This window comes from Brevundimonas sp. GW821-FHT12E07 (assembly GCF_058807035.1).
This window is the reverse complement of record NZ_JBXAQH010000001.1, coordinates 1-21,758: the sequence shown is the minus strand read 5'-3', so window position 1 is coordinate 21,758 and position 21,758 is coordinate 1. Positions and strand designations below refer to the sequence as shown.

30 protein-coding genes and 1 tRNA gene are annotated in these 21,758 nt (G+C 68.4%); 18 read left to right on the top strand and 13 right to left on the bottom strand.

Annotation, left to right across the window (positions count from 1 at the left end; translation table 11 throughout):
* The first annotated feature begins 81 nt into the window (after positions 1-81).
* Positions 82-690, top strand: a complete 609-nt coding sequence (locus tag AC1ROD_RS00155) for a MarR family winged helix-turn-helix transcriptional regulator (RefSeq protein ID WP_492946241.1) — start codon at positions 82-84, stop codon at positions 688-690.
* A gap of 7 nt (positions 691-697) precedes the next feature.
* On the opposite strand, the gene AC1ROD_RS00150 is transcribed toward AC1ROD_RS00155, so the two are convergent.
* From AC1ROD_RS00150 to AC1ROD_RS00125, 6 genes are all read right to left on the bottom strand, one after another.
* Positions 698-943 (bottom strand): hypothetical protein, encoded by a 246-nt coding sequence (locus AC1ROD_RS00150; RefSeq protein ID WP_492946240.1) that lies wholly within the window; start codon positions 941-943, stop codon positions 698-700.
* 122 nt (positions 944-1,065) lie between these two features.
* Positions 1,066-1,596: a DsbE family thiol:disulfide interchange protein gene (locus AC1ROD_RS00145; protein WP_492946239.1), complete on the bottom strand. Its 531-nt coding sequence runs from the start codon at positions 1,594-1,596 to the stop codon at positions 1,066-1,068.
* A complete protein-coding gene (ccmD, locus tag AC1ROD_RS00140; RefSeq protein ID WP_492946238.1) occupies positions 1,593-1,745 on the bottom strand; it encodes a heme exporter protein CcmD in 153 nt (50 codons plus the stop codon). The genes AC1ROD_RS00145 and ccmD overlap by 4 nt, the downstream gene beginning before the upstream one ends.
* A 10-nt stretch (positions 1,746-1,755) precedes the next feature.
* Positions 1,756-2,475, bottom strand: a complete 720-nt coding sequence (locus AC1ROD_RS00135) for a heme ABC transporter permease (protein WP_492946237.1) — start codon at positions 2,473-2,475, stop codon at positions 1,756-1,758.
* Between the two features lie 160 nt (positions 2,476-2,635).
* Entirely contained in the window at positions 2,636-2,848 is a 213-nt protein-coding gene (locus AC1ROD_RS00130; RefSeq protein ID WP_131250401.1) for a cold-shock protein, read from the bottom strand.
* Between the two features lie 196 nt (positions 2,849-3,044).
* Complete coding sequence (locus AC1ROD_RS00125) at positions 3,045-3,284, bottom strand: hypothetical protein (RefSeq protein WP_492946236.1); 240 nt, start codon at positions 3,282-3,284, stop codon at positions 3,045-3,047.
* A 156-nt stretch (positions 3,285-3,440) separates the two neighbouring features.
* Here AC1ROD_RS00125 and AC1ROD_RS00120 point away from each other — a divergent pair, with 156 nt between their 5' ends.
* The gene (locus tag AC1ROD_RS00120) at positions 3,441-3,680 is read left to right on the top strand and encodes a hypothetical protein (protein ID WP_492946235.1); all 240 of its coding nucleotides are present in this window, start codon (positions 3,441-3,443) and stop codon (positions 3,678-3,680) included.
* A gap of 19 nt (positions 3,681-3,699) precedes the next feature.
* Here AC1ROD_RS00120 and AC1ROD_RS00115 read toward each other — a convergent pair whose 3' ends face one another.
* On the bottom strand, positions 3,700-4,704 hold the full coding sequence (locus tag AC1ROD_RS00115; RefSeq protein WP_492946234.1) for an adenosine kinase: 1,005 nt from the start codon (positions 4,702-4,704) through the stop codon (positions 3,700-3,702).
* 99 nt (positions 4,705-4,803) lie between these two features.
* Here AC1ROD_RS00115 and AC1ROD_RS00110 point away from each other — a divergent pair, with 99 nt between their 5' ends.
* Positions 4,804-5,676 carry an ATP-grasp domain-containing protein gene (locus tag AC1ROD_RS00110; protein ID WP_492946233.1) on the top strand — a complete coding sequence of 291 codons (873 nt, stop codon included), beginning with the start codon at positions 4,804-4,806 and terminating at the stop codon, positions 5,674-5,676.
* Here AC1ROD_RS00110 and nth read toward each other — a convergent pair.
* Complete coding sequence (gene nth, locus AC1ROD_RS00105; RefSeq protein WP_492946232.1) at positions 5,673-6,437, bottom strand: endonuclease III; 765 nt, start codon at positions 6,435-6,437, stop codon at positions 5,673-5,675. The genes AC1ROD_RS00110 and nth overlap by 4 nt on opposite strands.
* Positions 6,434-7,753, bottom strand: coding sequence for a flavin monoamine oxidase family protein (locus AC1ROD_RS00100; protein ID WP_492946231.1), 1,320 nt, complete (start codon positions 7,751-7,753; stop codon positions 6,434-6,436). Before AC1ROD_RS00100 ends, nth begins: the two co-directional genes overlap by 4 nt.
* A gap of 134 nt (positions 7,754-7,887) precedes the next feature.
* On the opposite strand from AC1ROD_RS00100, the gene AC1ROD_RS00095 reads away from it, so the two are divergent.
* From AC1ROD_RS00095 to AC1ROD_RS00085, 3 genes are all read left to right on the top strand, one after another.
* Positions 7,888-8,637 carry a creatininase family protein gene (locus tag AC1ROD_RS00095; protein WP_492946230.1) on the top strand — a complete coding sequence of 250 codons (750 nt, stop codon included), beginning with the start codon at positions 7,888-7,890 and terminating at the stop codon, positions 8,635-8,637.
* A 41-nt stretch (positions 8,638-8,678) separates the two neighbouring features.
* On the top strand, positions 8,679-9,188 hold the full coding sequence (locus AC1ROD_RS00090; protein ID WP_492946229.1) for a phasin family protein: 510 nt from the start codon (positions 8,679-8,681) through the stop codon (positions 9,186-9,188).
* A gap of 77 nt (positions 9,189-9,265) precedes the next feature.
* On the top strand, positions 9,266-9,412 hold the full coding sequence (locus AC1ROD_RS00085; protein ID WP_492946228.1) for a hypothetical protein: 147 nt from the start codon (positions 9,266-9,268) through the stop codon (positions 9,410-9,412).
* Between the two features lie 9 nt (positions 9,413-9,421).
* Here AC1ROD_RS00085 and AC1ROD_RS00080 read toward each other — a convergent pair whose 3' ends face one another.
* From AC1ROD_RS00080 to tsaD, 3 genes are read right to left on the bottom strand one after another with little or no spacing between them, the layout of a single operon-like run.
* Positions 9,422-9,823 carry a Rieske (2Fe-2S) protein gene (locus tag AC1ROD_RS00080; RefSeq protein WP_492946227.1) on the bottom strand — a complete coding sequence of 134 codons (402 nt, stop codon included), beginning with the start codon at positions 9,821-9,823 and terminating at the stop codon, positions 9,422-9,424.
* Complete coding sequence (locus tag AC1ROD_RS00075; RefSeq protein ID WP_492946226.1) at positions 9,820-10,818, bottom strand: NAD(P)H-dependent glycerol-3-phosphate dehydrogenase; 999 nt, start codon at positions 10,816-10,818, stop codon at positions 9,820-9,822. The genes AC1ROD_RS00080 and AC1ROD_RS00075 overlap by 4 nt, the downstream gene beginning before the upstream one ends.
* Positions 10,819-10,827: 9 nt before the next feature.
* Positions 10,828-11,955, bottom strand: a complete 1,128-nt coding sequence (gene tsaD / locus AC1ROD_RS00070) for a tRNA (adenosine(37)-N6)-threonylcarbamoyltransferase complex transferase subunit TsaD (RefSeq protein WP_492947713.1) — start codon at positions 11,953-11,955, stop codon at positions 10,828-10,830.
* 40 nt (positions 11,956-11,995) lie between these two features.
* On the opposite strand from tsaD, the gene hemC reads away from it, so the two are divergent.
* From hemC to AC1ROD_RS00055, 3 genes are all read left to right on the top strand, one after another.
* The gene (gene hemC / locus AC1ROD_RS00065; RefSeq protein ID WP_492946225.1) at positions 11,996-12,976 is read left to right on the top strand and encodes a hydroxymethylbilane synthase; all 981 of its coding nucleotides are present in this window, start codon (positions 11,996-11,998) and stop codon (positions 12,974-12,976) included.
* Complete coding sequence (locus tag AC1ROD_RS00060; RefSeq protein ID WP_492946224.1) at positions 12,973-13,677, top strand: uroporphyrinogen-III synthase; 705 nt, start codon at positions 12,973-12,975, stop codon at positions 13,675-13,677. The genes hemC and AC1ROD_RS00060 overlap by 4 nt, the downstream gene beginning before the upstream one ends.
* Before the next feature lie 44 nt (positions 13,678-13,721).
* A tRNA-Thr gene (locus AC1ROD_RS00055) sits at positions 13,722-13,797 on the top strand.
* A 35-nt stretch (positions 13,798-13,832) separates the two neighbouring features.
* Here the strand turns inward: AC1ROD_RS00055 and AC1ROD_RS00050 are convergent.
* Entirely contained in the window at positions 13,833-13,967 is a 135-nt protein-coding gene (locus AC1ROD_RS00050) for a hypothetical protein (protein ID WP_492946223.1), read from the bottom strand.
* Positions 13,968-14,380: 413 nt separating this feature from the next.
* Between AC1ROD_RS00050 and AC1ROD_RS00045 the strand changes: the two genes are divergently transcribed.
* The 9 genes from AC1ROD_RS00045 to AC1ROD_RS00005 form a co-directional block, all read left to right on the top strand.
* Positions 14,381-14,884 carry a helix-turn-helix domain-containing protein gene (locus tag AC1ROD_RS00045; protein ID WP_492946222.1) on the top strand — a complete coding sequence of 168 codons (504 nt, stop codon included), beginning with the start codon at positions 14,381-14,383 and terminating at the stop codon, positions 14,882-14,884.
* A 7-nt stretch (positions 14,885-14,891) separates the two neighbouring features.
* Complete coding sequence (locus tag AC1ROD_RS00040; protein WP_492946221.1) at positions 14,892-15,344, top strand: hypothetical protein; 453 nt, start codon at positions 14,892-14,894, stop codon at positions 15,342-15,344.
* A 68-nt stretch (positions 15,345-15,412) separates the two neighbouring features.
* Positions 15,413-16,606, top strand: coding sequence for a methionine adenosyltransferase (gene metK / locus AC1ROD_RS00035; RefSeq protein WP_492946220.1), 1,194 nt, complete (start codon positions 15,413-15,415; stop codon positions 16,604-16,606).
* Positions 16,607-16,717: 111 nt separating this feature from the next.
* Positions 16,718-17,443, top strand: a complete 726-nt coding sequence (gene trmB / locus AC1ROD_RS00030; RefSeq protein ID WP_492946219.1) for a tRNA (guanosine(46)-N7)-methyltransferase TrmB — start codon at positions 16,718-16,720, stop codon at positions 17,441-17,443.
* 50 nt (positions 17,444-17,493) lie between these two features.
* Entirely contained in the window at positions 17,494-17,988 is a 495-nt protein-coding gene (locus tag AC1ROD_RS00025) for a DUF1993 domain-containing protein (RefSeq protein ID WP_492946218.1), read from the top strand.
* 147 nt (positions 17,989-18,135) lie between these two features.
* A complete protein-coding gene (gene rimP, locus AC1ROD_RS00020) occupies positions 18,136-18,741 on the top strand; it encodes a ribosome maturation factor RimP (protein WP_492946217.1) in 606 nt (201 codons plus the stop codon).
* A complete protein-coding gene (nusA, locus tag AC1ROD_RS00015; protein ID WP_492946216.1) occupies positions 18,741-20,495 on the top strand; it encodes a transcription termination factor NusA in 1,755 nt (584 codons plus the stop codon). The genes rimP and nusA overlap by 1 nt, the downstream gene beginning before the upstream one ends.
* A gap of 18 nt (positions 20,496-20,513) precedes the next feature.
* The gene (locus tag AC1ROD_RS00010) at positions 20,514-21,191 is read left to right on the top strand and encodes an RNA-binding protein (protein ID WP_492946215.1); all 678 of its coding nucleotides are present in this window, start codon (positions 20,514-20,516) and stop codon (positions 21,189-21,191) included.
* A 133-nt stretch (positions 21,192-21,324) separates the two neighbouring features.
* Positions 21,325-21,758, top strand: a 434-nt coding sequence (locus AC1ROD_RS00005; RefSeq protein ID WP_492946214.1) for a translation initiation factor IF-2 associated domain-containing protein, incomplete at its 3' end; no start/stop codon positions are given.

Sequence of the window (21,758 nt, the reverse complement as noted above, 5' to 3'; positions counted from 1 at the left end):
CCGTAAAGCCACGCTGATAACCCTCCGTCCACGGTAGAGGCCTATACCGGCCCATCGCCAGCTCCTTGGGGAAGTTCGACCATGGTCAAGTCCGGCAAGTCGTCCAAGCGTCTGGGCACCCTCGCGGAATCGCCCAGCCACCTGATGCACCGCGTGCTGCAGCTGGCGCTCGACATCTATTCCGAGGAGGCCGGCCCCGACGGTCCGACCCAGCGCCAGTTCGCGGTCATGGAGGCCGTGGCGGCCAAGTCGGGCCTGACCCAGACGGATCTCGTCCGGGCCACCGGCATCGACCGTTCGACCTTGGCCGATCTGGTTTCGCGCATGACCACCAAGGGCCTGCTGGAACGGGAGCGTTCGACCGTCGACGCCCGGGCCAAGGCTGTGCGTCTGTCGGAGGAGGGCAAGGCCCTGCTGGAAAGCGCCCGTCCGAAGGTCGAGGCCGCCGACAAGCGGATCATGGCCCTGCTGCCCAAGGGCAAGCGCGACGGCTTCCTGGAACTGCTGGCCGATCTGGCCAATGCGGCGGACGAGGCGCCCGATCTGGCCAAGGCCGAGGCCAAGGCGCTCAAGAAGGCGGCCAAGGAAGCCAAGCGCGCCGAGAAGCTGGCCCGCAAGGCGGCCGAGGGCGGCGCGAAGAAAGCCCCGAAGATCAAGAAGGCCAAGCCGGTCCTCGAACCGGCCGAGTGATCTTTTCCTAGACCTTGATATCCAGCAGGCTGCCCGGACGCAGCGACCGTCCGCCCGCGGACGACGTCGGCTCGGTGGCCCCTCCAGTGGCTTGGGGCTGGACCATGGTCGTCCGCACCGGCGTGGTCTGGACCTGCGTCGCCTGAACCTCGCCGAGGGCCGCGCGGAAGAAGGCGGCCTGGGCCTGACGCAGCGACGACGACCCTGAGGTCTGGGGCTGGACGGCGGGCAGGTCGGGGCGAATCGCGCTCATGCCGACAGGGTTAACGAAATCTCTCGAAAAAAGGTTAACGCGATTAACCTTTGTTGTGGGCGCTACCGCGCACGACGCGGTCGCTCACTGCTTGAGCGCCCCGGGGTTCCGTTTCTGACGCGCTACCTGAGCGCCGCGACCAGCCGTTCGACGTCGGCGTCGTTGGTCAGGGGGCCGGACGATTTGGCGACGATCTTGCCGGTGCGGTCGACGGCGAAACTCTCGGGCACGCCGGAGATGCCGAGATCGAGCCCGGCCCGGCCCTCGTGATCGACCAGGACCATGTCGAACGGGTTGCCGAGGTCCTCCAGCATCTTCGCCGTGGCCTCGGGCTCGTCCTTGTAGGCGACGCCGATGATCCGCACGCCCCGGGCCTTGAGCGCCATCAGCTTCGGATGCTCGACCCGGCAGGGCGCGCACCAGCTGGCGAACATATTGACGATGACCGGCCGGCCCATGGCAACGGTCTTCAGATCGACGTTGGACGGTCCGGCGACCGAGCCGACCAGAACCGGCAGCACCCGCTCGGGCGCGTCCTGACCGACGGCGGCGTCCGGCTTGTAGGTCGGGTCATGCCTCAGCGACCAGCCGACGAACAGCACGGCGAGCGCGGCCAGAACAACGAGCGGCACGATCGCCAGCCAGCGCATCATGGACGCTCGTCCTCAAGCCGCTTGAGCTCGCGTTTCCAGCGCCGCGAGGCGATGACGGCCCGGGCGACGAGGGCGGCCAGCACGAGCGCGCTGATCCCCCAGGCGGGCCAGACGAAGGCGGCGTAAGGCGTCATGTCGAGGTCGAGCATCAGGCCTCCGTCAGGCTTCGAGAGCGGCGCGGGCGCGCAGCGACATCACCCGGCGGCGCACGATCTCTGTACGGATCGACGTCAGCCAGACCGCCAGGAACAGGGCCGCATAGGCCGCCATCATGGTCAGCAGGGGCCACAGGAAGACCGGCGCCAGGCTGGAGCCTCCGTCGCGCAGCAGGGACGCCGGCTGATGCAGGGTGTTCCACCAGTCCACGGAGAATTTCACGATCGGCAGATTGATCAGCCCGACCAGACCGAGGACGGCGGCGGCGCGCGCGGCCTTCTGCTCATCGTCGATGGCCGACCTCAGGGCCATGTATCCGAGGTAGAAGAGGAAGAGCACCAGCACGCTCGTCAGCCGCGCGTCCCAGACCCACCAGGTCCCCCACATCGGCTGGCCCCAGAGGGAGCCGGTGATCAGGGCAAGCGCCGTGAACGCGGCGCCGGGCAGGGCGGCGGCGCGGGCTGCGGCGTCGGCCAGAGGATGGCGGAACACCAGGGCAAAGAAGCTCGAGACCCCCAGGGCCGCATAGACCATCGTGCCCAGGGAGGCGGCCGGCACATGGACGAACATGATGCGGACGGTGTCGCCCTGCTGATAGTCGCCGGGCGCGGTGAACGACAGCCAGGTTCCGACGGCCAGCAGCACGGCCGCCACGCCCCACAGCCAGGGGGTCAGCGGGCCGGTGAAGCGCATGAAGCGCTCGGGATTGGCGAGGCCGAACATGCTCGGCCATTACGCGGCGAGTGGGGGTGCGGCAAGGCCCCTCCACCACGACCAAGGCGGGTCGCGGTCCCCCTCCCCGGGCGATGCCCGGTGAGGAAAATGAAAACGGGGCCGGTGGTTTCCCACCGACCCCGCGAATTCAGTCGAACAGTCGATGAGACTATTCGGCGGCCTTCAGTTGACCGGCCGATTCCTTGCCGGTGCGACGGTCGCGTTCGACTTCGTAGGAAATCTTCTGACCTTCGTTCAGGCCGTTCAGGCCAGCGCCTTCAACAGCCGAGACGTGGACGAAGACGTCCTTGCCGCCGTCCGAAGGCTCGATGAAGCCGTAACCCTTGGTGGAGTTGTACCATTTGACAGTGCCGGTAGCCATTTTCAGGACCTCCGCTAGCGATTGGCCACGTGCAACAGCGCGCGGGGCCTGTCGGTTCTGAATGGGAAAGGCCTGGAAACTCGGTGCGTTCGCAAAGAGAGGGGCGTTACGCAGAGAGATCGACGAGCGGGCTTATGCGCCCGAATGGGCGCCGAAACAAGGCGTTGAATTTTCTGGCTCTGTCCGGGACGTCGGCTCAGGCCGCGTCCTCATCCTCAGGGATGGCCGGCGCGGGCGCGTCGTCGCCCTCAGGCGCGACATAATGCTCGACGCACAGCTTGCGCAGGGCCGAGGTCAGGGAGCCGCCGTACAGCCGGTCCTGGACCCGCTCATGGCCTTCGGCCTGGAGCTTCGCCTTGATGTCCCCGACGGTGCGGCAGGCGCCGCTCCTGGCCAGTTCATACGCACGTTCGAGGGTCGTCGGTCGGAAGGTCATGGCTTACAGATAGGCGCAAGCGCGGCGATATGCGAGGCGCATCCCGATTGTGTCCGGCGCCGGACACCGCGGGCGTCTTTCGATCCGCCTCTTGATCTCGGCCGGAACGGGGCACAGGCTGGGCCTGTAACTCCCCGTCTCACCGGAGCTGGATCCATGCGTGCATCCCCCCTCGCCTCCCTGCTCACCCTCCTGTCCGCCGCCTCAGCCCTGTCCGCCTGCGCGACCAGTCCGTCACCGGAGGGGGGCTATCTGCAGCGCACCGAGAAGCTGGCGGCGGACTGCGAGGCCCGGGGCGGGATTCTCTCGCCCACGGGCGTACAGACGGGTCGGCCCGAGACCGACAATGTCTGCAGGATCACCGGCGGCGCCTCCCGGCTGACCGCGCGGAATTGACTGGCCGGAACTGACCGGATCAGGCGCTGAGGGTCAGACCCTTTTCACCCGCCAGGGCGTCCAGCTTGACCATCGGACGCGGACCCCAGTGGGCGATGACTTCCGAGGCGGCCAGCGAGCCGAGCTTGCCGGCGTCGGCCAGCGTCAGGCCGCGCGCCAGACCCAGAAGGAAGCCGGCGGCGTACTGGTCGCCGGCGCCGGTGGTGTCGACCACCTTGTCGACCGGGAAGGCGGCGACGGCGACGCGTTCATCGCCCTTGATGATCACCGAACCCTCGGCGCCGCGGGTCACGGCGGCGACCTCGACCATGGCGGCCAGTTTGGACGCGGCGGCGTCGAAGTCTTCGGTTTCGAACAGGGCGCCCAGTTCGCCTTCGTTGGCCAGGACGATGTCGGCCGAGGCCTCGATGAAGCTCAGCAGCTCGGCGCGCCAGCGGGCGACGACGAAGGTGTCCGAAAGCGTGATGGCGACCTTGCGGCCCGCGGCGTGCGCAGCGGCGGCGGCGGCCTCGAAGGCGGCGCGGGCCGGGGCCGGGTCGAACAGATAGCCTTCCAGATAGACGATGGCGCTGTCGGCAATCAGGGCCGCGTCGATGTCGGCGACCTCAAGCTGGTTGGCGGCGCCCAGGAAGGTGCACATGGTGCGCTGGCCGTCGGGCGTGACATTGATCAGGCAGCGGCCGGTGCCGGCGCCGTTTTCCAGCGGCGCGGTGTCGAAATGCACGCCCGAGGCGCGGATGTCATGGGTGAAGACGCCGCCCAGGGTGTCGGGCGCGACCTTGCCGATATAGGCCGCCTTGCCGCCGAAGGAGCCGACGCCGGCGACGGTGTTGCCCGCCGAACCGCCCGAGGCCTCCACGCCCGCCGCCATGGCGTCGTAGAGGGCCGCGCTCTGGTCCTCGTCGACCAGCTGCATCGAGCCGGGCGTCAGGGACTGGGCGACCAGGAAGGCGTCGTCGCAGGGGCTCAGCACGTCGACGATGGCGTTTCCGACGGCGCAGACTTCATAGGTGGCTTGGGTCATATCCGCCCCTTAGCCGACCCGGCGAAGGGTGTCATGCGAAACATATAAGGACATGCTTATGCGTTTCTTCAGGTGGAGGCCTCGGCTATAGGCACGGTCATGACCACCATCGCCATCCTGACTCCCGATCCCGCCGATTCTTCCTATCGCGGCCAGTGGCCCCAGGTGCTGGCGCGTCTGGAAGGCGCCCTGGCCGGGGCCGATATCGTCGCCGTGCCGGAGAGCTGGGTCGACCACATCGAGGAGGCCGGGGCGCTGACGCGGTTCCCTCTGGTCCTGCCGGTGCTGCTCTGGGGCTATCACCGCGACCATGACCGCTTCATGCGGGCGGTGAAGACCTGGACCGAGGCTGGCGTGCCTCTGGCCAATCCGGCCTCGGTGCTGGGCTGGAACTCGGACAAATCCTATCTGGCGCGGCTTGAGGCGAAGGGCGTTCCGATCCCGCCGACGCGTTTCACGGACAAGGTCACCGAGGCCGATGTCGAGGCGGCGTTCGCGGCCTTCGGCGCCGAGGAACTGGTGGTCAAGCCGACCGTCTCTGGCGGGGCGTGGAAGACCCTGCGGCTCAAGCGCGGGGAGGCCCTGACCGATGCGCCCGACGGCGCGGCGATGATCCAGCCCTATCTGCCCGCCATCGCCAGCGAGGGCGAAACCAGCCTGCTCTTCTTCGGCGGCCAGTTCAGCCATGCGGTCAACAAGACCCCGGTCCCCGGGGACTTCCGTATCCAGGTCCAGTTCGGCGGGACCTATGTCTCCGTCGAGCCGCCCGCCGAGGCGATGGCTCTGGCGCAGCAGGTGCTGGCCGCCATCGAGGAGCCCCTGCTCTACGCCCGTATCGACATGACCCGCGATGGCGAGGGGCGCTGGGTGCTGATGGAGGCCGAACTGATCGAGCCGGACTTCTATCTGAAGAATGACCCGAGAGCGGGCGCCGGCTTCGCCGAGGCGGTGAAGGCGCGACTGGAGGCCTAACGCGCCTCGCCCATGGCCACCAGACCGGCCCGCGACGGGCACAGGTCACTGATGATGCAGCCGAGGCAGTTGGGCTTTCGCGCCGTGCAGGTGTAGCGGCCGTGCAGGATCAGCCAGTGGTGGGCCTTGGGCAGGAAGGCCTCGGGCACGACGCGGAACAGCTGGGCCTCGACCTTGTCGGGCGTCGCGGCATTGGCCAGACCCAGACGGTGCGAGACCCGGAAGACGTGGGTGTCGACCGCGATGGCGGCCTCGATCCCAAGCTCGTTCAGGACCACGCTGGCCGTCTTTCGTCCGACGCCGGGCAGGGCCTGCAGGGCCTCGCGGGTCAGGGGAACCTCGCCGCCGTGCTGCTCCATCACGATCCGGCTCAGGGCGATGACGTTCTTCGCCTTGCCGCGATACAGGCCGATTGACGCGATATAGGGGACCAGCCCCTCCTCCCCGAGCGCCAGCATCTTCTCGGGCGTATCGGCGACCGCGAACAGCCTGTCGGTGGCCTTGTTGACCGAGACGTCGGTCGCCTGGGCCGACAGGGCGACGGCGACCACCAGCGTATAGGGGCTGGAGAAGTTCAGCTCGGTCTTCGGCTCGGGCATGACCCGCGACAGGCGCTCGAAGATGTCCTCGACCCGATCCTCGTCCGGCGGCCAGGCCAGGGTCGGGATGGCGGCGCCGGTCATGATGGACGGGCGTCTGGGGGCGGGTTTGGTCTTGAGCTTGCTCCTGACCGGGGTCTTCGGCTTGACGGTCGCCTTCATTGCTCTTCCCGCGGCTCCGACAGCCAGCGGTCGACGCCGAGCGCGGCCATGGCCTGAAGGGCGGCGCGTTCGCCCTCCATCCAGGCGCCGTGGCAGGTGCCGAAGAAGTGCGGCGCCGTGGCCTCGCCTGCGATGAAGAGACGGCTCTCGGCCGGATGGCTCAGCCGGGCGCGGTCGCCCGCATGGCCGGGCAGGGCGTGGGAATAGGCGCCGCGCGACCAGGTCTCGGCGCCCCACATGGAGGTGGTCAGGGGCGTCAGCCGCCGCTTGAAGTCCGAGCCCAGATGGTCGACCAGCTCGCTCACGGCGAAGTCGAAGAAGGCGGCCTCGCCCTCGGCCTCCAGCCCCCAGGCCAGGTCGCCGCCGAAATAGGCCTCGATCACCGGCCGGCCGAAGGGGCGTAGGTGATAGGCGGCTGTCTGGGCCGTATCGCTGCGGCCCCAGAGCTGGCCGTCCTTCGGGAAGTCCTCAGGGCTCGTCACCGCCATATGGACCTTGGAGGCCAGACCCAGGGGCAGGCCCGCCGCCGCCTCGACCGTCTCGGGCAGGGGCGGGTCGAAACGAAGGGCTTCCGAGGCGATCAGATTGGTCGGGACGGTCAGGACGACGGTCTTCGCCAGCACGGCCCCGCGCAGGGTCTCGACCTTCATCAGCGGGCCGGTCCGGTCGATCTTCCCGACCGGGCAATCGAGCACGACGGGGACGTGCCGACCGAGGGTCGCGATCAGGGTCCCGTAGCCTTCCAGCACCCGATAGTTGACCCCGGTGTCGCGGTAGGCGTCGTAGTCGACGGTCGAGACCTCGGCGAATTTGGCGCCGTTCAGGGCGCCGGACAGGGCGTCCATCCGACCGTTCCAGCGGCCCTCGGCGGTGTCGGCGGGGGCGAAGAAGTCGGCCGCCGGCCGGTCCTCGCCGCGCGCCACGGCCGCCTCCACCCGTTCGTCGAAGGCGTCATAGGCGGCGCGATAGGCCGCGCGTTCGTCCACCGACATGCCGAAGGCCGCCTGGTTCCACGGCGGCGGGGTCTCGTCGACGGTCAGGCCGTTCTCGCGGGTCCGGGCGACGAGGGGATTTTCATCGGCCGAATGCAGCCAGCCGCAGCCCATGTCGAGCGGCAGGTCGAGGCTGCCGCCGCGATGCTGCGTCAGGCGGCGATGCACGGTGTGGGCCCGGCCGCCGATGCGGTCGCGCGCCTCCAGCACGATGACGGAAACGCCCGCCTTCGCCAGCCGCCGCGCCGCCGCGATCCCGGCCGACCCGGCGCCGATCACGGCGACGTCGACTTCCGCGGGCAGGGGCGATGAAGGATGGGTCATGGCTGTTTGCAGGGGTAGAGGAGGCTTGGGCCTTCGCCAACCGCCGGGACGGAGAAATCGTTGCGCCGAAATCGCGCGAACGGTCCGGGGTCTGATACAAGGCCCGCACCTCAAGTCGCGTCGGAGCCTTCGCCATGCTGATCCACCTGTCCTCCTGGCCCGAAATCGACGCCCGTCTGAAGCAGACGAAGACGGTGGTCGTGCCCATCGGCTCGAACGAACAGCACGGCCCGACCGGCCTTCTCGGCACCGACTGGCTCTGCCCCGAGATCATCGCCCACGCGGCCGAGAAGACCGACGAGAGCCTCGTCGTCGCCCCGACCTTCAACATCGGCATGGCCCAGCACCATCTGGCCTTCGCCGGGACCATCTCGCTGCGCCCCTCGACCTTTATGGCCGCGATCACTGACTGGGTCTCGTCGCTGAGCCGCCACGGTTTCGAGCGGATCTATTTCCTCAACGGCCACGGCGGCAATGTCGCGACCATCGAGGCGACCTTCTCGGAAATCTATGCCGAATGGTCCTTCGTCGAGGAGCATCCGCCGATGGTGCTCAAGCTCCGGAACTGGTGGGACCTGCCCGGCGTCATGGGGCTGTGCAACTCACTGTTCCCGACCGGTCACGGCATGCACGCCACCCCGTCCGAGATCGCCGTGACCCAGGCCGCCTATCCGGACCGGATCAAGACGGCGGACTACAGCCCGAAGATCGCGCCCAACGGCCCGATCCGCGACGCCCTGGATTACCGCGCCCGCTTCCCCGATGGCCGCATCGGCTCGGACCCGGCCCAGGCCAGCCCGGAGAAGGGTCAGAAGATCATCGACACGGCGATCCCGGCCCTGCTCAAGGACGTCGCCGAGTTTTCGAACGAAACCCTGCCTTAAGTTCCCTTGTCCAAAGTGTCGCAGGGGCGCACGACTGAAGCATGACCGAAAACCTGCTCGACAAATTCCTGACGGACAGCAAGCGGGCGGCGCGCAATGCCCGCTCGGCGGCGACCACGGCCGTGGCGGGCGGAGAGATGATGAAGGCCGCCGGCGACGTCATCGTGGCCCGGCTGGAGATCCTCGCCGCCGGGATGGCCGATCCGACCCGGGCCGACCTGACCGAGATCGCCCTGATGGGCACCGAAAAGACCGAGGCCCTGTCCGAGGCCGCGGCCTCGCTGAGCAAGAACCTCGGCGATGTCGGCGGGCGGCTGTCGCAGTCGGCGATGGAAGAGCTGGGTCATGCGGGCAAGGCTGCGACCGCCATGGCCGCCGCCGCTACGCCCCAGGCCTTCGCCGCCGCCCAGTATGACTACGCCATGGGCTGGTGGGGTCGTGCGGCCGGTCAGATGCTGACGCTGAACACCGAACTTCTGAAGGCCCAGGCCGAGGCGATGAAGCCGATCCACGACACCGCCCTGGCCAATGCGCGGCGGCTGAGGAAGTAGCTCTCGGGACTTCACCTGACAGGGGAACGCCGGGGTCGACGCGGCGTTGTCGAGTCTCCTCCAACAGGATGACGATCATGGCCGACCCGAAGGATACCGATCCGCACCCCGGCATGCTGGGCGACGGCACCGAGGAACAGAACCTCGGCCAGCCGGGCGATCCGTCCAAGCGCATCACCGAAGATGAGGTCGACGAGGCCTTCGGCGGCGAGGAAGAGGGCTAAAGCCTCTCTTCAGGCCGTGCGCAGGATGCCGCCCTCGACCTTGACCGGCCAGGGCGACAGCCTTCCGCCCGCGCACGGGCCGCCAATGCATTTGCCGCTGATCGGCTCGAACACCGCCCCGTGCCAGCCGCACAGGATCAGGGCGCCGTCCGGCGTCAGATAGCGGTCCAGCTCGACCGCGATCGGGAAACCCGCGTGCGGACAGCGGTCGATCCAGCCTGCGATTTCGCCGGCCTTCCTGACCACGAAACCGTGGAAGAAGGCCTCGCCGATCTGCAGGACGTAGCCGCGCGAGCCGGGCTCGGCGATATCGTCGATCAGGCCCAGCGTCACGTTCGGCGGGGTCGTCCAGACGCGCTTGCGCTCAGCGGGCGCCTCACTGGCGGCCTCGGGGGCAGCCTCTTCGCTCAATTGCGCTCGACCTTGAGGGGGCGCGACAGAAGCCCGTCGATGACGACGTCCACCGTGGTCTCACCGGCCAGAACCGCGGCGACCGCCTCACAGATCGGGGTCTCGACGCCCAGTTTGCGGGCGAGATCACGCACGGCGGGCGCGCTCTCATAGCCCTCGGCGACCGATCGCTTGCCGGCCAGCGCCTGTTCGACCGTCTGGCCCTGACCCAGGGCGAGCCCCAGGCTCATATTGCGCGACTGCGGGCTGGAGCAGGTCAGGACCAGGTCGCCGAGGCCGCACAGGCCCGCCACCGTCTCGGCCTCGCCGCCCAAGGCGACCGCCAGACGCGTCATTTCGGCAAACCCGCGGGTGATCAGGGCGGCGTGGGCTGAACGGCCCAGACCCCGGCCCTCGACGATGCCGCAGGCGATGGCCAGGACGTTCTTCAACGCCCCGCCGGCCTCGGCGCCGATCAGGTCGGTGGCCAGATAGGGCCGGAAACCGGGCGCCGACAGGGTCCACATCAGCTCTTCGCCGAGCGCCGCGTCGGCGCAGGCGAGGGTGACGGCGGTCGGCAGGCCGCGCGACACATCGGCGGCGAAACTCGGGCCCGACAGGACGGCAACCGTCGCGCCCGGGATCGATTCGGCCAGAACCTCTGTCATCAGCTTCAGCGAGCCGCGCTCGATGCCCTTGGAGCACAGGACGATCGGCACGCCCGGGCGATAGTGGGCGGCAAAGGCCGTCATGACCGAGCGCAGGTGCTGGGCCGGAGGCACGGCCAGAATCAGGTCGCAGGCGGCCAGATCGGCGATGTCGGCGGTGACGTTGACGTGGTCGTCCAGCACCACGCCGGGCAGGAAGGCCTCGTTGATCCGTCGCTCGCGGATGCTTTCGACCACCTCGGGCTCGCGCGCCTGCAGCAGGGTGTCCAGCCCGGCCCAGCCTGTCACCTGCGCCAGGGCGGTGCCCCAGGCGCCGGCGCCGATCACGCCCGCAGATCGAAATTCCATAGGTCGTCCTTACGCTTTCGCGCCCTTGCGGCCCGCGGGGTGGACAGGATCGGCCAAGGCGCGCGCTTCGTCCAGCGGCCAACGCGGCCGGGCGGCTGTATCAATGTCCGAGGTCAGCCCCAGTTGCAGCCGTTCCGCGCCCGCGAGGGCGATCATGGCGGCGTTGTCGGTGCAATAGGCCATGGGAGGGGCGAGGAAATCGAAGCCCTGTTTCGCGGCCACCGCTTCCAGCGTGGACCGCACCGTCTTGTTGGCCGCGACCCCGCCCGCCACCACAAACAGCCGGTGTGCGTGCTTCTCGGCATAGTCCTTCATCGCCCGCTCCGACCGCTCGGCCAGCTGGCGGGCGATGGCGGACTGAACGGCGTCGGCCAGATCGGCCCGGTCCTGATCGGTCTCAACGGTCTGGGCGAGGCGCGAGGCGGCGGTTTTCAGGCCCGAGAAGGAGAAGTCGCAGTCCTTGCGGCCCAGAAGGGCGCGCGGCAGGTCGAAACGCGAACCGTCGCCGGAAGCGGCCAGCCTTTCCAGCGCCGGTCCGCCCGGATAGCCCAGTCCCATGGCCTTGGCGATCTTGTCGAAGGCCTCGCCGGCGGCGTCGTCGATGGTGGTGCCCAGCCGGCTCATGTCGCCGATGCCGCGCACTTCCAGCAGCTGGCAATGGCCACCCGACACCAGCAGCAGCAGGAAGGGATAGGCCACGGGCGCGCCGAGCCGGGCCGAAACCGCATGGCCCTCCAGATGGTTGACCCCCACGAACGGAAGCCCGCGCGCCAGCGCCGCCGCCTTGCCGAAGCTCAGTCCCACCATGACTCCGCCGACCAGACCGGGTCCGGCCGTCGCCGCCACCCCGTCCAGCGCGTCATAGCCGAGACCCGCCTCGCGCATGGCCCGTTCGGTGACGCCCGCGATCATCTCGACATGGCTGCGCGCCGCGATCTCGGGCACGACCCCGCCGAAGGCCGCGTGGTCATCGATCTGGGAATGCACGACCGAGGACAGGACCGTCGCCGTGCCGTCCGGCGTCAGCCGCACGACCGAGGCCGCCGTCTCGTCGCAGCTGGTCTCCAGCCCGAGGACCAGAAGGTCCCCCTCGGTTGCCGGTTCTGTCCCGCTGCTATAGTCCGCGCCGATACTCATCGGGTCGAGGTAGCGACCCCACAAGGCCAGCGCAACGTTCATGACCCCCCCCGCCCCCGGCGTCATTCGCATCGGCACCCGGCGTTCGAAGCTGGCGCTGGCCCAGTCGGGCATGATGCAGCGCGCCATCGCCGCCGCCATGGACCTGTCGATCGAACAGGTTCCTCTGGTCGAGATCGTCACGACCGGCGACCGGGTGCAGGACCGCCGTCTGCTGGAGATCGGGGGCAAGGCCCTGTTCACCAAGGAGATCGAGGAGGCCTTGCTGGACGGCCGCGTCGATGTCGCCATCCATTCAATGAAGGATGTCCCGGCCGAACAGCCGAAGGGCCTGCGCATCGCCGCCATCCCCGAGCGGGAAGACGCCTCGGACGCCTTCATCAGCCATCAATACGCCTCCTTCGACGACCTGCCCGCCGGCGCCCGGTTCGGCACGGCCTCGCTCAGGCGTCAGGCCCAGGCCCTGGCGCTGCGCCCCGACCTCGACATCCAGATGCTGCGCGGCAACGTCGACACCCGGCTGAAGCGGCTGGCCGACGGGGAGTTCGACGCCATCCTTCTGGCCACCGCCGGGCTGAACCGTCTGGGTCTGTCGGAGGTGATCCGCGAGCGGCTGTCACTCGATAAATTCCTGCCGGCGCCGGGGCAGGGGGCATTGGCCATCCAGACCCGCGACGGGGATGAGGAAGCCGCGAAGCACGCCCGCTGGATCGCCGCCCTCAACCATCCGATGACCGCCCTGGCCGTCGCCGCCGAGCGCGGGGCGATGGTCGCGCTGGAAGGGTCGTGCCGTACGGCGGTCGGGGCCCATGCGACCTTCGGCGACGGCCATCTTCTGCTCACCACCGAAATGCTCAGCCCCGACGGCTCGGCCCGTTGGCGCCGGTCGGGAACGCTCGGCGACATCCACGCCGCCGACGCCGAGGCCGCCGCCCATGCGCTCGGTCAGACCCTGGGCCATGAAGTCCATCTGGCGGCCGGCGATCAGGAAGTCGCGCCGGAAATGCTGGATCGGGCGTGAGCGACGCCGGGCCGATCGTCTGGATCACCCGCACGGCCCCCGGCGCCGACCGCCTCGCCGACCGCGTCCGTCAGGCCGGGTTCAGGGCCGTGGTCTCGCCCCTGCTGGTGCGCGATCCCGATTTCTGCGCCCCGGAGGTCGTGCTCGACGATGTCGCGGCCCTGGCCTTCACCAGCGTCAACGGCCTGGCCTTCGCCGCCCTGACCCCGCGCCGCGACTGGCCGGTCTTCGCCGTCGGCGACCGCACCGCCGAGGCGGCGCGCCGCGAGGGCTTCACCGACGTGGTCTCTGCCGGATCGACGGGGGGTGACGCGGCGGCCCTGGCGGATCGGATCGCGCAGAACTGGGCCGGTCGGAGCGGCGTCCTGCTGGCCCCCGGCGCCGAACGGCCCGCGGCGGATCTGGCGGGGCTGCTGGCCCGTCGGGTCCCGACGCGGACGCTGGCCGTCTACCGCACCGTCGAGAGCGCGGCGCCTCTCCCGGAGATCTTCGACATCGTCCTGATCCAGTCCGCCCGCGCGGCCGAGGTTCTGGTCCGACGCCTGACGTCCGGGGCCCTCGCAAACCGGATCGCCATCGCCCTGTCGCCCGCTGTTGCGGCCCCGATCCGCGCCTCGGGCTTCGCGGAGGTCCGCATCGCCGCCCGTCCCGACGAAAACAGCCTCATGGAAGCGCTTGGCAAGGCGCCGCGTCCCGTATAAAGAGCCCTCCTCGCATCGAGGGGCCCCGCCCCTGATCGCCGAGGGCCGCTTTAGCTCAGCCGGTAGAGCACATCATTCGTAATGATGGGGTCAGGTGTTCGAGTCACCTAAGCGGCACCACTCCCTCTCCCGAGACGAGACGCCTCCAGCCACGCTCAGTTTAGCGGGATGCGGCCGGGCTTGCGGCGGGCGTTCTTCAGATAGCCGCGCTTTTCGATGCCCTCGCGAATGAACAGGGCGATCACCGCGATGACGGCGACGGCGGCGAGGACGATGGAGGCGGTCAGCATGCGGGAAATCCGGAACGTCGCGACCTGATACACAGGCCCTTTAATATGGCCCAGGTTGCAAGGGCCGGGCCGCTGCAACGCGCGAAGGTCGAATTTCGCTGCAATTTTCGTGTGCGTGACTGAGGCGGGGTCGGTTCGGCGACGTCCTTTCCATAGGGCTCACACCCTGCGCCGCACCCTCGAGCGGCGATCCATCGCGGATGGGATGGCCCGATGTTCCAGCGTCGGGCCATCGTCCCTTCGACGGCCGGAGCGACGGTTTGGCCGGTCGGGAATCGGGCCGGCGTCCCACTTTTAAGATGCATGCGGGACACAGGCTTGAAACCGCGCGTTTTCTGCCTGATGAACCGCGTTCAGATGGTGGACGGCGACGGGGCAAACGCTCTAGTTGAGGCGATCCCTTGGAGTCGTCGATGCATCCCCGTTTGAGTGCGCGTCAGGAGCAGTGTCTGCGCCTCACCGCCTTCCGCACAGACAAGGAGATCGCGGCCCACCTTGGCATCTCGGAAGCGACGGTGAAGAAGCACGTCCACGAGGCGTGCCAGCGGCTCGGCGTCAACCGGCGCAAGGCCGCCCTCGCGCTCCTGGACCCGATCGTACCAGAGACCGCCGCAGGCGCGGTCGCGGACGGGACGACGGGGGATCCGAAAGGGTCCATGGAGCCATCCAGCCCCGGCGCAGTCGATCGCGAGCGCGATCGGGCCGACGGCGCGACCGCCGATCTTGCGGTTGAGGCGCGCCTCGGATACCGGCCGCCGCCGCGTAGCCCGGCGCTCCGCATCGCCCTGATCGTCGGTCTGACCATCATTTTGGCCGCCTTCGTCGCGACGACGGTGGTGATGCTGGGCGAGATGCACGAGGCCGTCGGCAAGATCGACGCCCAGGTCTATCCCGGCGTGGCCAAGAAGACCTCGTAGCCGAGCCGTGCCACCGACCCAGCTCTTCTTCCTGATCTCGGTGGTGGTGGTCCTGCCGGTCGCCTGGCTGAAGGGCGGTCGCGCGGAGCGGATGGTCGCCATGATCCTGCTCGTCAACTATCTGGCCGCGCCCTTCCTGCAACCGGCCCGGATCGGGGAGCTGCTGGTGGGCCTCGCCGTCGCCGATTTCGTGCTGCTGGGCGTACTCGGGTGGCTGACGCTGAAATACGATCGTTGGTGGCTGTTGGTGGCGACCGCGGCCCAGGGGCTGGTCGTCCTCGCCTATCTGGCCGTCATGAGTCGACCCGAGATCACGGCCCGCGAGAATATTGTGGCCCAGTGGGTGTTCGGCCTGATCACCCTCTACGCCTTGCTGGGCGGGGTTCTTGAGCGTTGGCTGGCCGGGGAAAAATCGATGGCGTCGCCGCTGTCGCGCCATTCCGGCCGCCCCAAGTCTTGAACATATAAGCATATCTTTATATGTCTGGCTCCAATCGCGTCCCTGCAGGCGTTCCCGGAGCCATATCCTTGTCCCGTTCTTCCTTCTTCTTCACCTCGGAAAGCGTCTCCGAAGGCCACCCCGACAAGGTCGCTGACCGGATTTCGGACACGGTCGTCGATCTGTTCCTGTCCAAGGATCCCTATGCGCGCGTCGCCTGCGAGACCCTGACCACGACCAATCTGGTGGTCCTGGCCGGCGAGATCCGCGGCGAAGGCGTCATGGACACCGCCGGCGCCTGGGCCCCGGGCATCGAGGCCGAGATCGAGGCTGCCGTGCGCGCCGCCGTCAAGGACATCGGCTATGAACAGGCCGGCTTCCACTGGAACAAGTTCGAGTTCATCAACCGTCTGCACGGCCAGTCGGCCGACATCGCCGTGGGCGTCGACGCCGCCGGCAACAAGGACGAGGGCGCGGGCGACCAGGGCATCATGTTCGGCTATGCCTCGAACGAGACGCCTGAGCTGATGCCGGCGACCCTGCAGTACAGCCACAACATCCTGAAGAAGCTGGCCGAGGTTCGTCACGCCGGCGACAAGCGGCTGGAGCCCGACGCCAAGAGCCAGGTCACCATCCTGTACGAAGACGGCAAGCCGGTCCGCGCGACCTCGATCGTGCTGTCGACCCAGCACGCCCCGGGCCTGTCCTCGGCCGACGTCGCCGAGATCGTGAAGCCCTACATCCTCGAAGTGCTGCCGGAAGGCTTCACCGACGAGAACACCGTCTGGCACATCAACCCGACCGGCATCTTCGAAATCGGCGGGCCTGACGGCGACGCCGGCGTGACCGGCCGCAAGATCATTGTCGACACCTACGGCGGTGCGGCGCCCCACGGCGGCGGCGCCTTCTCGGGCAAGGACCCGACCAAGGTCGACCGCTCGGCCGCCTATGCCTGCCGCTACCTGGCCAAGAACGTGGTCGCGGCCGGTCTCGCCGACCGCTGCACCATCCAGATCTCCTATGCCATCGGCGTGGCCAAGCCCCAGTCGATCCACGTCGATCTGCACGGCACCGGCACGATTTCGGAAGCGGTACTGGAAGAGAAGATCCTGGACTTCATCGGCGGCGCCACCCCGCGCGCCATCCGCGAGCACCTGGGCCTGAACAAGCCGATCTACGCCCGCACCACGGCCTATGGCCACTTCGGTCGTGAGCCCGACGCCGACGGCGGCTTCAGCTGGGAAAAGACCGACCTGGTCGACCAGCTCAAGGCCCTCGCCTGATCACGATCTGATCCCTCGGGGTCCTGATTTCGCCGGTCGTTCCGAAAGGGGCGGCCGGCGTTTTCGTCCTCGACGGCTTCTTTCCGTCGCCATCAGCCGCTAGAGGGCGCCATGCCTGCCTCGAAGACCCCCGATCCCAACGCCCCAGCCGACACCAGCGGCCATCGCCCCTTGCGGACTTTCGGCCGGATCAAGTCGCGTCCGATCAAGCCGCTGCAGGCGGCCCTGTTCGACACCCTGATGCCGTCTATCGCCGTGCCGAACCCCAAGGCCGGGCCGGTCGATCCGGCCGCCCTGATGCCGGGCGCCAAGGCGGTGTGGCTGGAGATCGGCTTCGGCGGCGGCGAGCATCTGGCCAGCCAGGCGGCGCGCCATCCCGAGACCTTGCTGATCGGCTGCGAGCCCTTCCTGAACGGGGTCGCCTCGGCCCTGCGTCACATCGATGAAGGCGGGCTGAAGAATGTCCGGCTGCACGCCGACGACGCCCGGGCGGTGGTCGAGGCCCTGCCCGACGCCTCGCTCGACCGGGTGATGATCCTGTTCCCCGACCCCTGGCACAAGGTTCGCCACAACAAGCGCCGGCTGGTCCAGGACGACTTCGTCGCCGCCCTCGTGCGGGTGCTCAAGCCGGGCGGGAGGTTGCGCTTCGTCACCGACTGGAAGGACTATGCCGAGTGGGCGCTGGAGCGCTTCCAGCGCAATCCGCACCTGCATTGGCTGGCCGACAGCGCCGAGGACTGGACGACCGCCCCGGCCGACCATCTGGTGACGCGGTATGAGGAAAAGAAACTGGGCGATACGGCTCCGCTGTTCCTTGAATTCGAACGGACCGCCTAACAGATACCGGGCGTCCGAAAGCGGACATCAGAAACCCCCGGGAAACTCTCATGGCCTTCGGTCTCTATGACGCCTCCGCGCCCGTCTTCGTGCGCGCCCTGACCAATCTGTCCGCCCTCATGGACAAGGCCCTGTCGCAGGGCTTCGACGAGGCGAAGCTGATCGAGGCGCGCCTCGCCCCCGACATGCGGCCCTTCTCCAGCCAGATCCAGCTGGCCTCGGACTCGGCCAAGGGCGCCGTCGCCCGGCTGAGCGGGACCGAGAACCCGTCGATGGCTGATACGGAGACGACCTTCGCCGAGCTCAAGGGCCGGATCGACGCCACCGTCGCCTTCATCCAGTCGGTCGACAAAGACACCTTCGAGGGCGGTGAGGACCGTGACGTGGTCCTGAAATTCCCGGGCGGCGAACAGCATTTCAAGGGCGGCGCCTATCTGACCGGCTTCGCCCTGCCCAACTTCTTCTTCCACGTGGCCACGGCCTACGGGATCCTGCGCAACGCCGGCGTCGAGATCGGCAAGCGGGACTATCTGGGCAACGCCTGAATTCGGGCCCGTGACCGGAGGGGGCTGACAACCCCTTCCGGTTGGCCTATATCGCCTCCCACATCGTTAGACATCGGCGTCCGACGGCGCCGTTTCAAAGCGGCGGCCCGGACGGCCAGCCGCTTTTTTATTGAGTTGATCCCCGCCTTGCGCGCCAAGACTTCCCAGGACCGCCAGCTGCTCGAACTGATCGACCCCATCGCGGAGTCGCTCGGCCTCGAGGTCGTGCGCGTGCGCTTGATGGGCGGCACCCTGCGCCAGCGGCTGCAGATCATGGCCGAGCGCCCCACCGACCACGACATCTCGGTCGAGGAATGCGCCCGCCTGAGCCGCGCGGTTTCCGAGGTGTTCGACGCCGCCGACCCGATCGCCGGCGAATATCTGCTGGAAGTCTCCTCGCCCGGCATCGACCGCCCGCTGACCCGCCTGATCGACTTCGACCTGTTCGAGGGTTTCGAGGCGCGGCTGGAAGCCGACCGGATGGTCGAGGGCCGCAAGCGCTTCAAGGGCGTTCTGGCGGGCCTGGACAAGGACGAGACCGGCACGGAGATGGTCGCCATCGACCTGGACGGCGAGGACGACACCGCCCTGATCCCCTTCGACTGGGTGGTCGACGCCAAGCTGGTCATGAACGACGACCTGATCAAACGCGGCGCGGCGCTTCGTGCGGCGCGCGGCGAACCCGAAGACGACGAGCTGCCTGATGCGGCTCCCGAAGACACCAACAAGACCCTTCCCGAGGACAAAGCCTGATGGCCGCCACCGGTATTTCCGCCAACCGTCTCGAACTGCTCCAGATCGCCAACGCGGTCGCCCAGGAGAAGAACATCGATCGTGAGATCGTCATCGAGGCCCTGGAAGAAGCGATCCAGAAGGGCGCCAAGTCGCGCTACGGCGCCCATCACGACATCCGCGCCAAGATCGACCCCAAGACCGGCGAGCTGAGCCTGACCCGTCACGTCACCATCGTCGAGGACGACTGGATGCCGGAAGACGAGCTGGAAGAGTTCAACGACAGCGCCATGGTCCGCCTGAAGGACGCCTCCAAGCGCGACCCGGAAGCCGTGGTCGGCAAGGAATATGTCGAGGTCCTGCCGCCGTTCGAGTTCGGCCGCGTCCAGACCCAGATGGCCCGTCAGGTCATCACCGGAAAGGTCCGCGAGGCCGAGCGCGCCAACCAGTACGAAGAGTTCAAGGACCGCGTCGGCGAGATCGTCAACGGCACCGTCAAGCGCGTCGAATACGGCAACACCATCGTCGACCTGGGCCGTGGCGAAGGCATCATGCGCCGCGACCAGTCGATCCCGCGCGAGGTGTTCAACATCGGCGACCGGATCCGCACCTACATCTATGACGTCCGTCCCGAGGCCAAGGGCCCGCAGATCATGCTGAGCCGCGCCCACCCGGGCTTCATGGCCAAGCTGTTCGCCCAGGAAGTGCCGGAAGTGTACGACGGCGTCATCGAAATCCGCGCCGCCGCGCGCGACTCGGGTTCGCGCGCCAAGATGGCCGTGCTCTCGAACGACAGCTCCATCGACCCCGTCGGCGCCTGCGTCGGCATGCGCGGCTCGCGCGTCCAGGCGGTCGTCGCCGAGCTGCAGGGCGAGAAGATCGACATCATCCAGTGGAACGCCGACGAGCCGACCTTTATCGTCAACGCCCTGGCCCCCGCTGAAGTCTCCAAGGTCGTGCTCGACGAGGAAGCCGACCGCGTCGAGGTGGTCGTGCCCGACGAACAGCTGTCGCTGGCCATCGGCCGCCGCGGCCAGAACGTGCGTCTGGCCTCCCAGCTGACCGGCTGGCAGATTGACATCATCACCGAGAGCCAGGACTCCGAGCGTCGCCAGCGCGAGTTCGCCGAGCGCACCAGCCTGTTCCAGGAAGCCCTGGACGTGGACGAGGTCATTGCCCAGCTGCTGGTCACCGAAGGCTTCGCCACCATCGAGGACCTGGCCTTCGTGGAATCCTACGAAGTCGCTGAGATCGAAGGCTTCGACGAGGACACCGCCGAGGAGCTGCAGGCCCGCGCCCGCGACTTCCTGGAACGTCAGGCCGCCGCCCTCGACGCCAGGCGCATCGAGCTGGGCGTGCTGGACGAAGTCCTGGCCGTGCCCGGCGTGACCGGCGCCATCGCCGTCGCCCTGGGCGAAGGCGGGGTCAAGACCGTCGAGGACCTGGCCGACCTGGCCACGGACGAAATCCGCGGCGGCTATGAGATGAAGAACGGCGAGCGGACCAAGGTCCCGGGCGTTCTGGAAAGCTTCAACCTGTCGCAGGAAGAGGCCGAGCTGCTGATCCTGCAGGCCCGCGTGGCCGCCGGCTGGATCGACGCTTCGGAACTGCCGCAGCCCGAGCCGGAATACGAGGAAGAATACGCCGAGGGCGAATACGACCCCGAAGCCGTCTTCGCGCCTGCCCAGCAGGACGAAGGCCTCGAAGAGGCTGCGCTGGACAACGGCGACGCGGAGGTCTTCGCCGAAGACCTCGAATCTTCCCGCGACGCGTGATGGGACGCGGGGCTGAACATGAGCTTGCGGGACGCAACGACGGATAGGGAGCGCCGGGACCTCGTCACACACGAGGTCATGGATGAATCTCGTCTGATCCGTTTCGTCGCCGGGCCTGACGGCTCCGTCTTCCCCGACCTGGGCAGGAAACTGCCCGGGCGCGGCCTGTGGGTCGCCGCCGACCGCGCGTCTGTCGAGGCGGCGGCGAGGAAGAACCTGTTCTCGCGCGCCGCCAAAACGAAGCTGAACGCCGCGGCCGATCTGGCCGACACGGTCGAAAACCTGCTGGTTCGGCGCTGTCTGGACCAGCTGGGTCTTGCCCGGCGCGAAGGCGTGCTTATCTCCGGCTTCGAAAAGTCGGCCGCGAGCATCCGCGCCGGCAAGGCCGCGTGGGTCATCGAGGCGTCCGACGGCGCCTCCGACGGACGCGGCAAGATCCTCGCCCTGGCGCGACACCAGATCACAAAGGTCTGCGGCGCCTTCAGTGCGGACGATTTGAGTTTGGCCCTGGGGCTGGAAAATGCGATACACGCCGTCCTGCTGCTGGGCGGGCGCGCTGATCGCTGGACCACCGAGGTCGAACGACTGGCGGGATTTCGATCGCTTCGCCCTGCGGCGTGGGACCTGGACTACAGGTCTGACGCTGCGGACGGGTCGGACGAGGACCTGAAGGACGAGCCTGAAGGGGCGGATTAACGGGCGGGGTTTGGCGTTTTCATAACGCCGGACTGCGCACGGCTATTCGCGTTTCCAGACTCTGCCCCGACCGGGGGCGACGAGACGATTTGAAGATCAGGCGGACTTCCCCGCCACGAGTAAAAGCGACCGGATGAGCGACGAGAACGACAAGACCAACGAAGGCCAGGGCAACGGTACGCCTGCAGGAACCCCGTCGACGACGGGTCCGCGCGCGCCACTGAGCCTGAAGCCGCGCGCCGCGGGATCGGTTTCGACCGGCACCGTGCGCCAGAGCTTCAGCCATGGCCGCACCAAGACGGTGGTCGTCGAGACCAAGCGCCGTCCGGGAGCGCCCGCAGGCGGCCATCAGCGTCCGCAGGGCTTCGACGTTGCCCGTCCGCGCCCCGAGACCGCCGCGCCGGCCGCCGCGCCGACCCCGCGTCCGGCTCCGCCGCGTCAGCAACCCGCCGGCGGCGCCCTGTCCGGTGAGGAACAGGAAGCCCGTCGCCGCGCCATCGAGCTGGCCACCCAGGCCCAGGCCGACCGCGCCGCCGCCGCCGCCGCCGAACAGGCGCGCCGTGACGC

What these genes read in the sequence shown, in the direction of transcription:
- AC1ROD_RS00155 (WP_492946241.1), top strand. Translation starts at nt 82, where the DNA reads ATGGTCAAGTCCGGCAAGTCGTCCAAGCGTCTGGGCACCCTCGCGGAA.
- AC1ROD_RS00150 (WP_492946240.1), bottom strand. Translation starts at nt 943, where the DNA reads ATGAGCGCGATTCGCCCCGACCTGCCCGCCGTCCAGCCCCAGACCTCA.
- AC1ROD_RS00145 (WP_492946239.1), bottom strand. Translation starts at nt 1,596, where the DNA reads ATGATGCGCTGGCTGGCGATCGTGCCGCTCGTTGTTCTGGCCGCGCTC.
- ccmD (WP_492946238.1), bottom strand. Translation starts at nt 1,745, where the DNA reads ATGCTCGACCTCGACATGACGCCTTACGCCGCCTTCGTCTGGCCCGCC.
- AC1ROD_RS00135 (WP_492946237.1), bottom strand. Translation starts at nt 2,475, where the DNA reads ATGTTCGGCCTCGCCAATCCCGAGCGCTTCATGCGCTTCACCGGCCCG.
- AC1ROD_RS00130 (WP_131250401.1), bottom strand. Translation starts at nt 2,848, where the DNA reads ATGGCTACCGGCACTGTCAAATGGTACAACTCCACCAAGGGTTACGGC.
- AC1ROD_RS00125 (WP_492946236.1), bottom strand. Translation starts at nt 3,284, where the DNA reads ATGACCTTCCGACCGACGACCCTCGAACGTGCGTATGAACTGGCCAGG.
- AC1ROD_RS00120 (WP_492946235.1), top strand. Translation starts at nt 3,441, where the DNA reads ATGCGTGCATCCCCCCTCGCCTCCCTGCTCACCCTCCTGTCCGCCGCC.
- AC1ROD_RS00115 (WP_492946234.1), bottom strand. Translation starts at nt 4,704, where the DNA reads ATGACCCAAGCCACCTATGAAGTCTGCGCCGTCGGAAACGCCATCGTC.
- AC1ROD_RS00110 (WP_492946233.1), top strand. Translation starts at nt 4,804, where the DNA reads ATGACCACCATCGCCATCCTGACTCCCGATCCCGCCGATTCTTCCTAT.
- nth (WP_492946232.1), bottom strand. Translation starts at nt 6,437, where the DNA reads ATGAAGGCGACCGTCAAGCCGAAGACCCCGGTCAGGAGCAAGCTCAAG.
- AC1ROD_RS00100 (WP_492946231.1), bottom strand. Translation starts at nt 7,753, where the DNA reads ATGACCCATCCTTCATCGCCCCTGCCCGCGGAAGTCGACGTCGCCGTG.
- AC1ROD_RS00095 (WP_492946230.1), top strand. Translation starts at nt 7,888, where the DNA reads ATGCTGATCCACCTGTCCTCCTGGCCCGAAATCGACGCCCGTCTGAAG.
- AC1ROD_RS00090 (WP_492946229.1), top strand. Translation starts at nt 8,679, where the DNA reads ATGACCGAAAACCTGCTCGACAAATTCCTGACGGACAGCAAGCGGGCG.
- AC1ROD_RS00085 (WP_492946228.1), top strand. Translation starts at nt 9,266, where the DNA reads ATGGCCGACCCGAAGGATACCGATCCGCACCCCGGCATGCTGGGCGAC.
- AC1ROD_RS00075 (WP_492946226.1), bottom strand. Translation starts at nt 10,818, where the DNA reads ATGGAATTTCGATCTGCGGGCGTGATCGGCGCCGGCGCCTGGGGCACC.
- tsaD (WP_492947713.1), bottom strand. Translation starts at nt 11,955, where the DNA reads ATGAGTATCGGCGCGGACTATAGCAGCGGGACAGAACCGGCAACCGAG.
- hemC (WP_492946225.1), top strand. Translation starts at nt 11,996, where the DNA reads ATGACCCCCCCCGCCCCCGGCGTCATTCGCATCGGCACCCGGCGTTCG.
- AC1ROD_RS00050 (WP_492946223.1), bottom strand. Translation starts at nt 13,967, where the DNA reads ATGCTGACCGCCTCCATCGTCCTCGCCGCCGTCGCCGTCATCGCGGTG.
- AC1ROD_RS00045 (WP_492946222.1), top strand. Translation starts at nt 14,381, where the DNA reads ATGCATCCCCGTTTGAGTGCGCGTCAGGAGCAGTGTCTGCGCCTCACC.
- trmB (WP_492946219.1), top strand. Translation starts at nt 16,718, where the DNA reads ATGCCTGCCTCGAAGACCCCCGATCCCAACGCCCCAGCCGACACCAGC.
- AC1ROD_RS00025 (WP_492946218.1), top strand. Translation starts at nt 17,494, where the DNA reads ATGGCCTTCGGTCTCTATGACGCCTCCGCGCCCGTCTTCGTGCGCGCC.
- nusA (WP_492946216.1), top strand. Translation starts at nt 18,741, where the DNA reads ATGGCCGCCACCGGTATTTCCGCCAACCGTCTCGAACTGCTCCAGATC.
- AC1ROD_RS00010 (WP_492946215.1), top strand. Translation starts at nt 20,514, where the DNA reads ATGAGCTTGCGGGACGCAACGACGGATAGGGAGCGCCGGGACCTCGTC.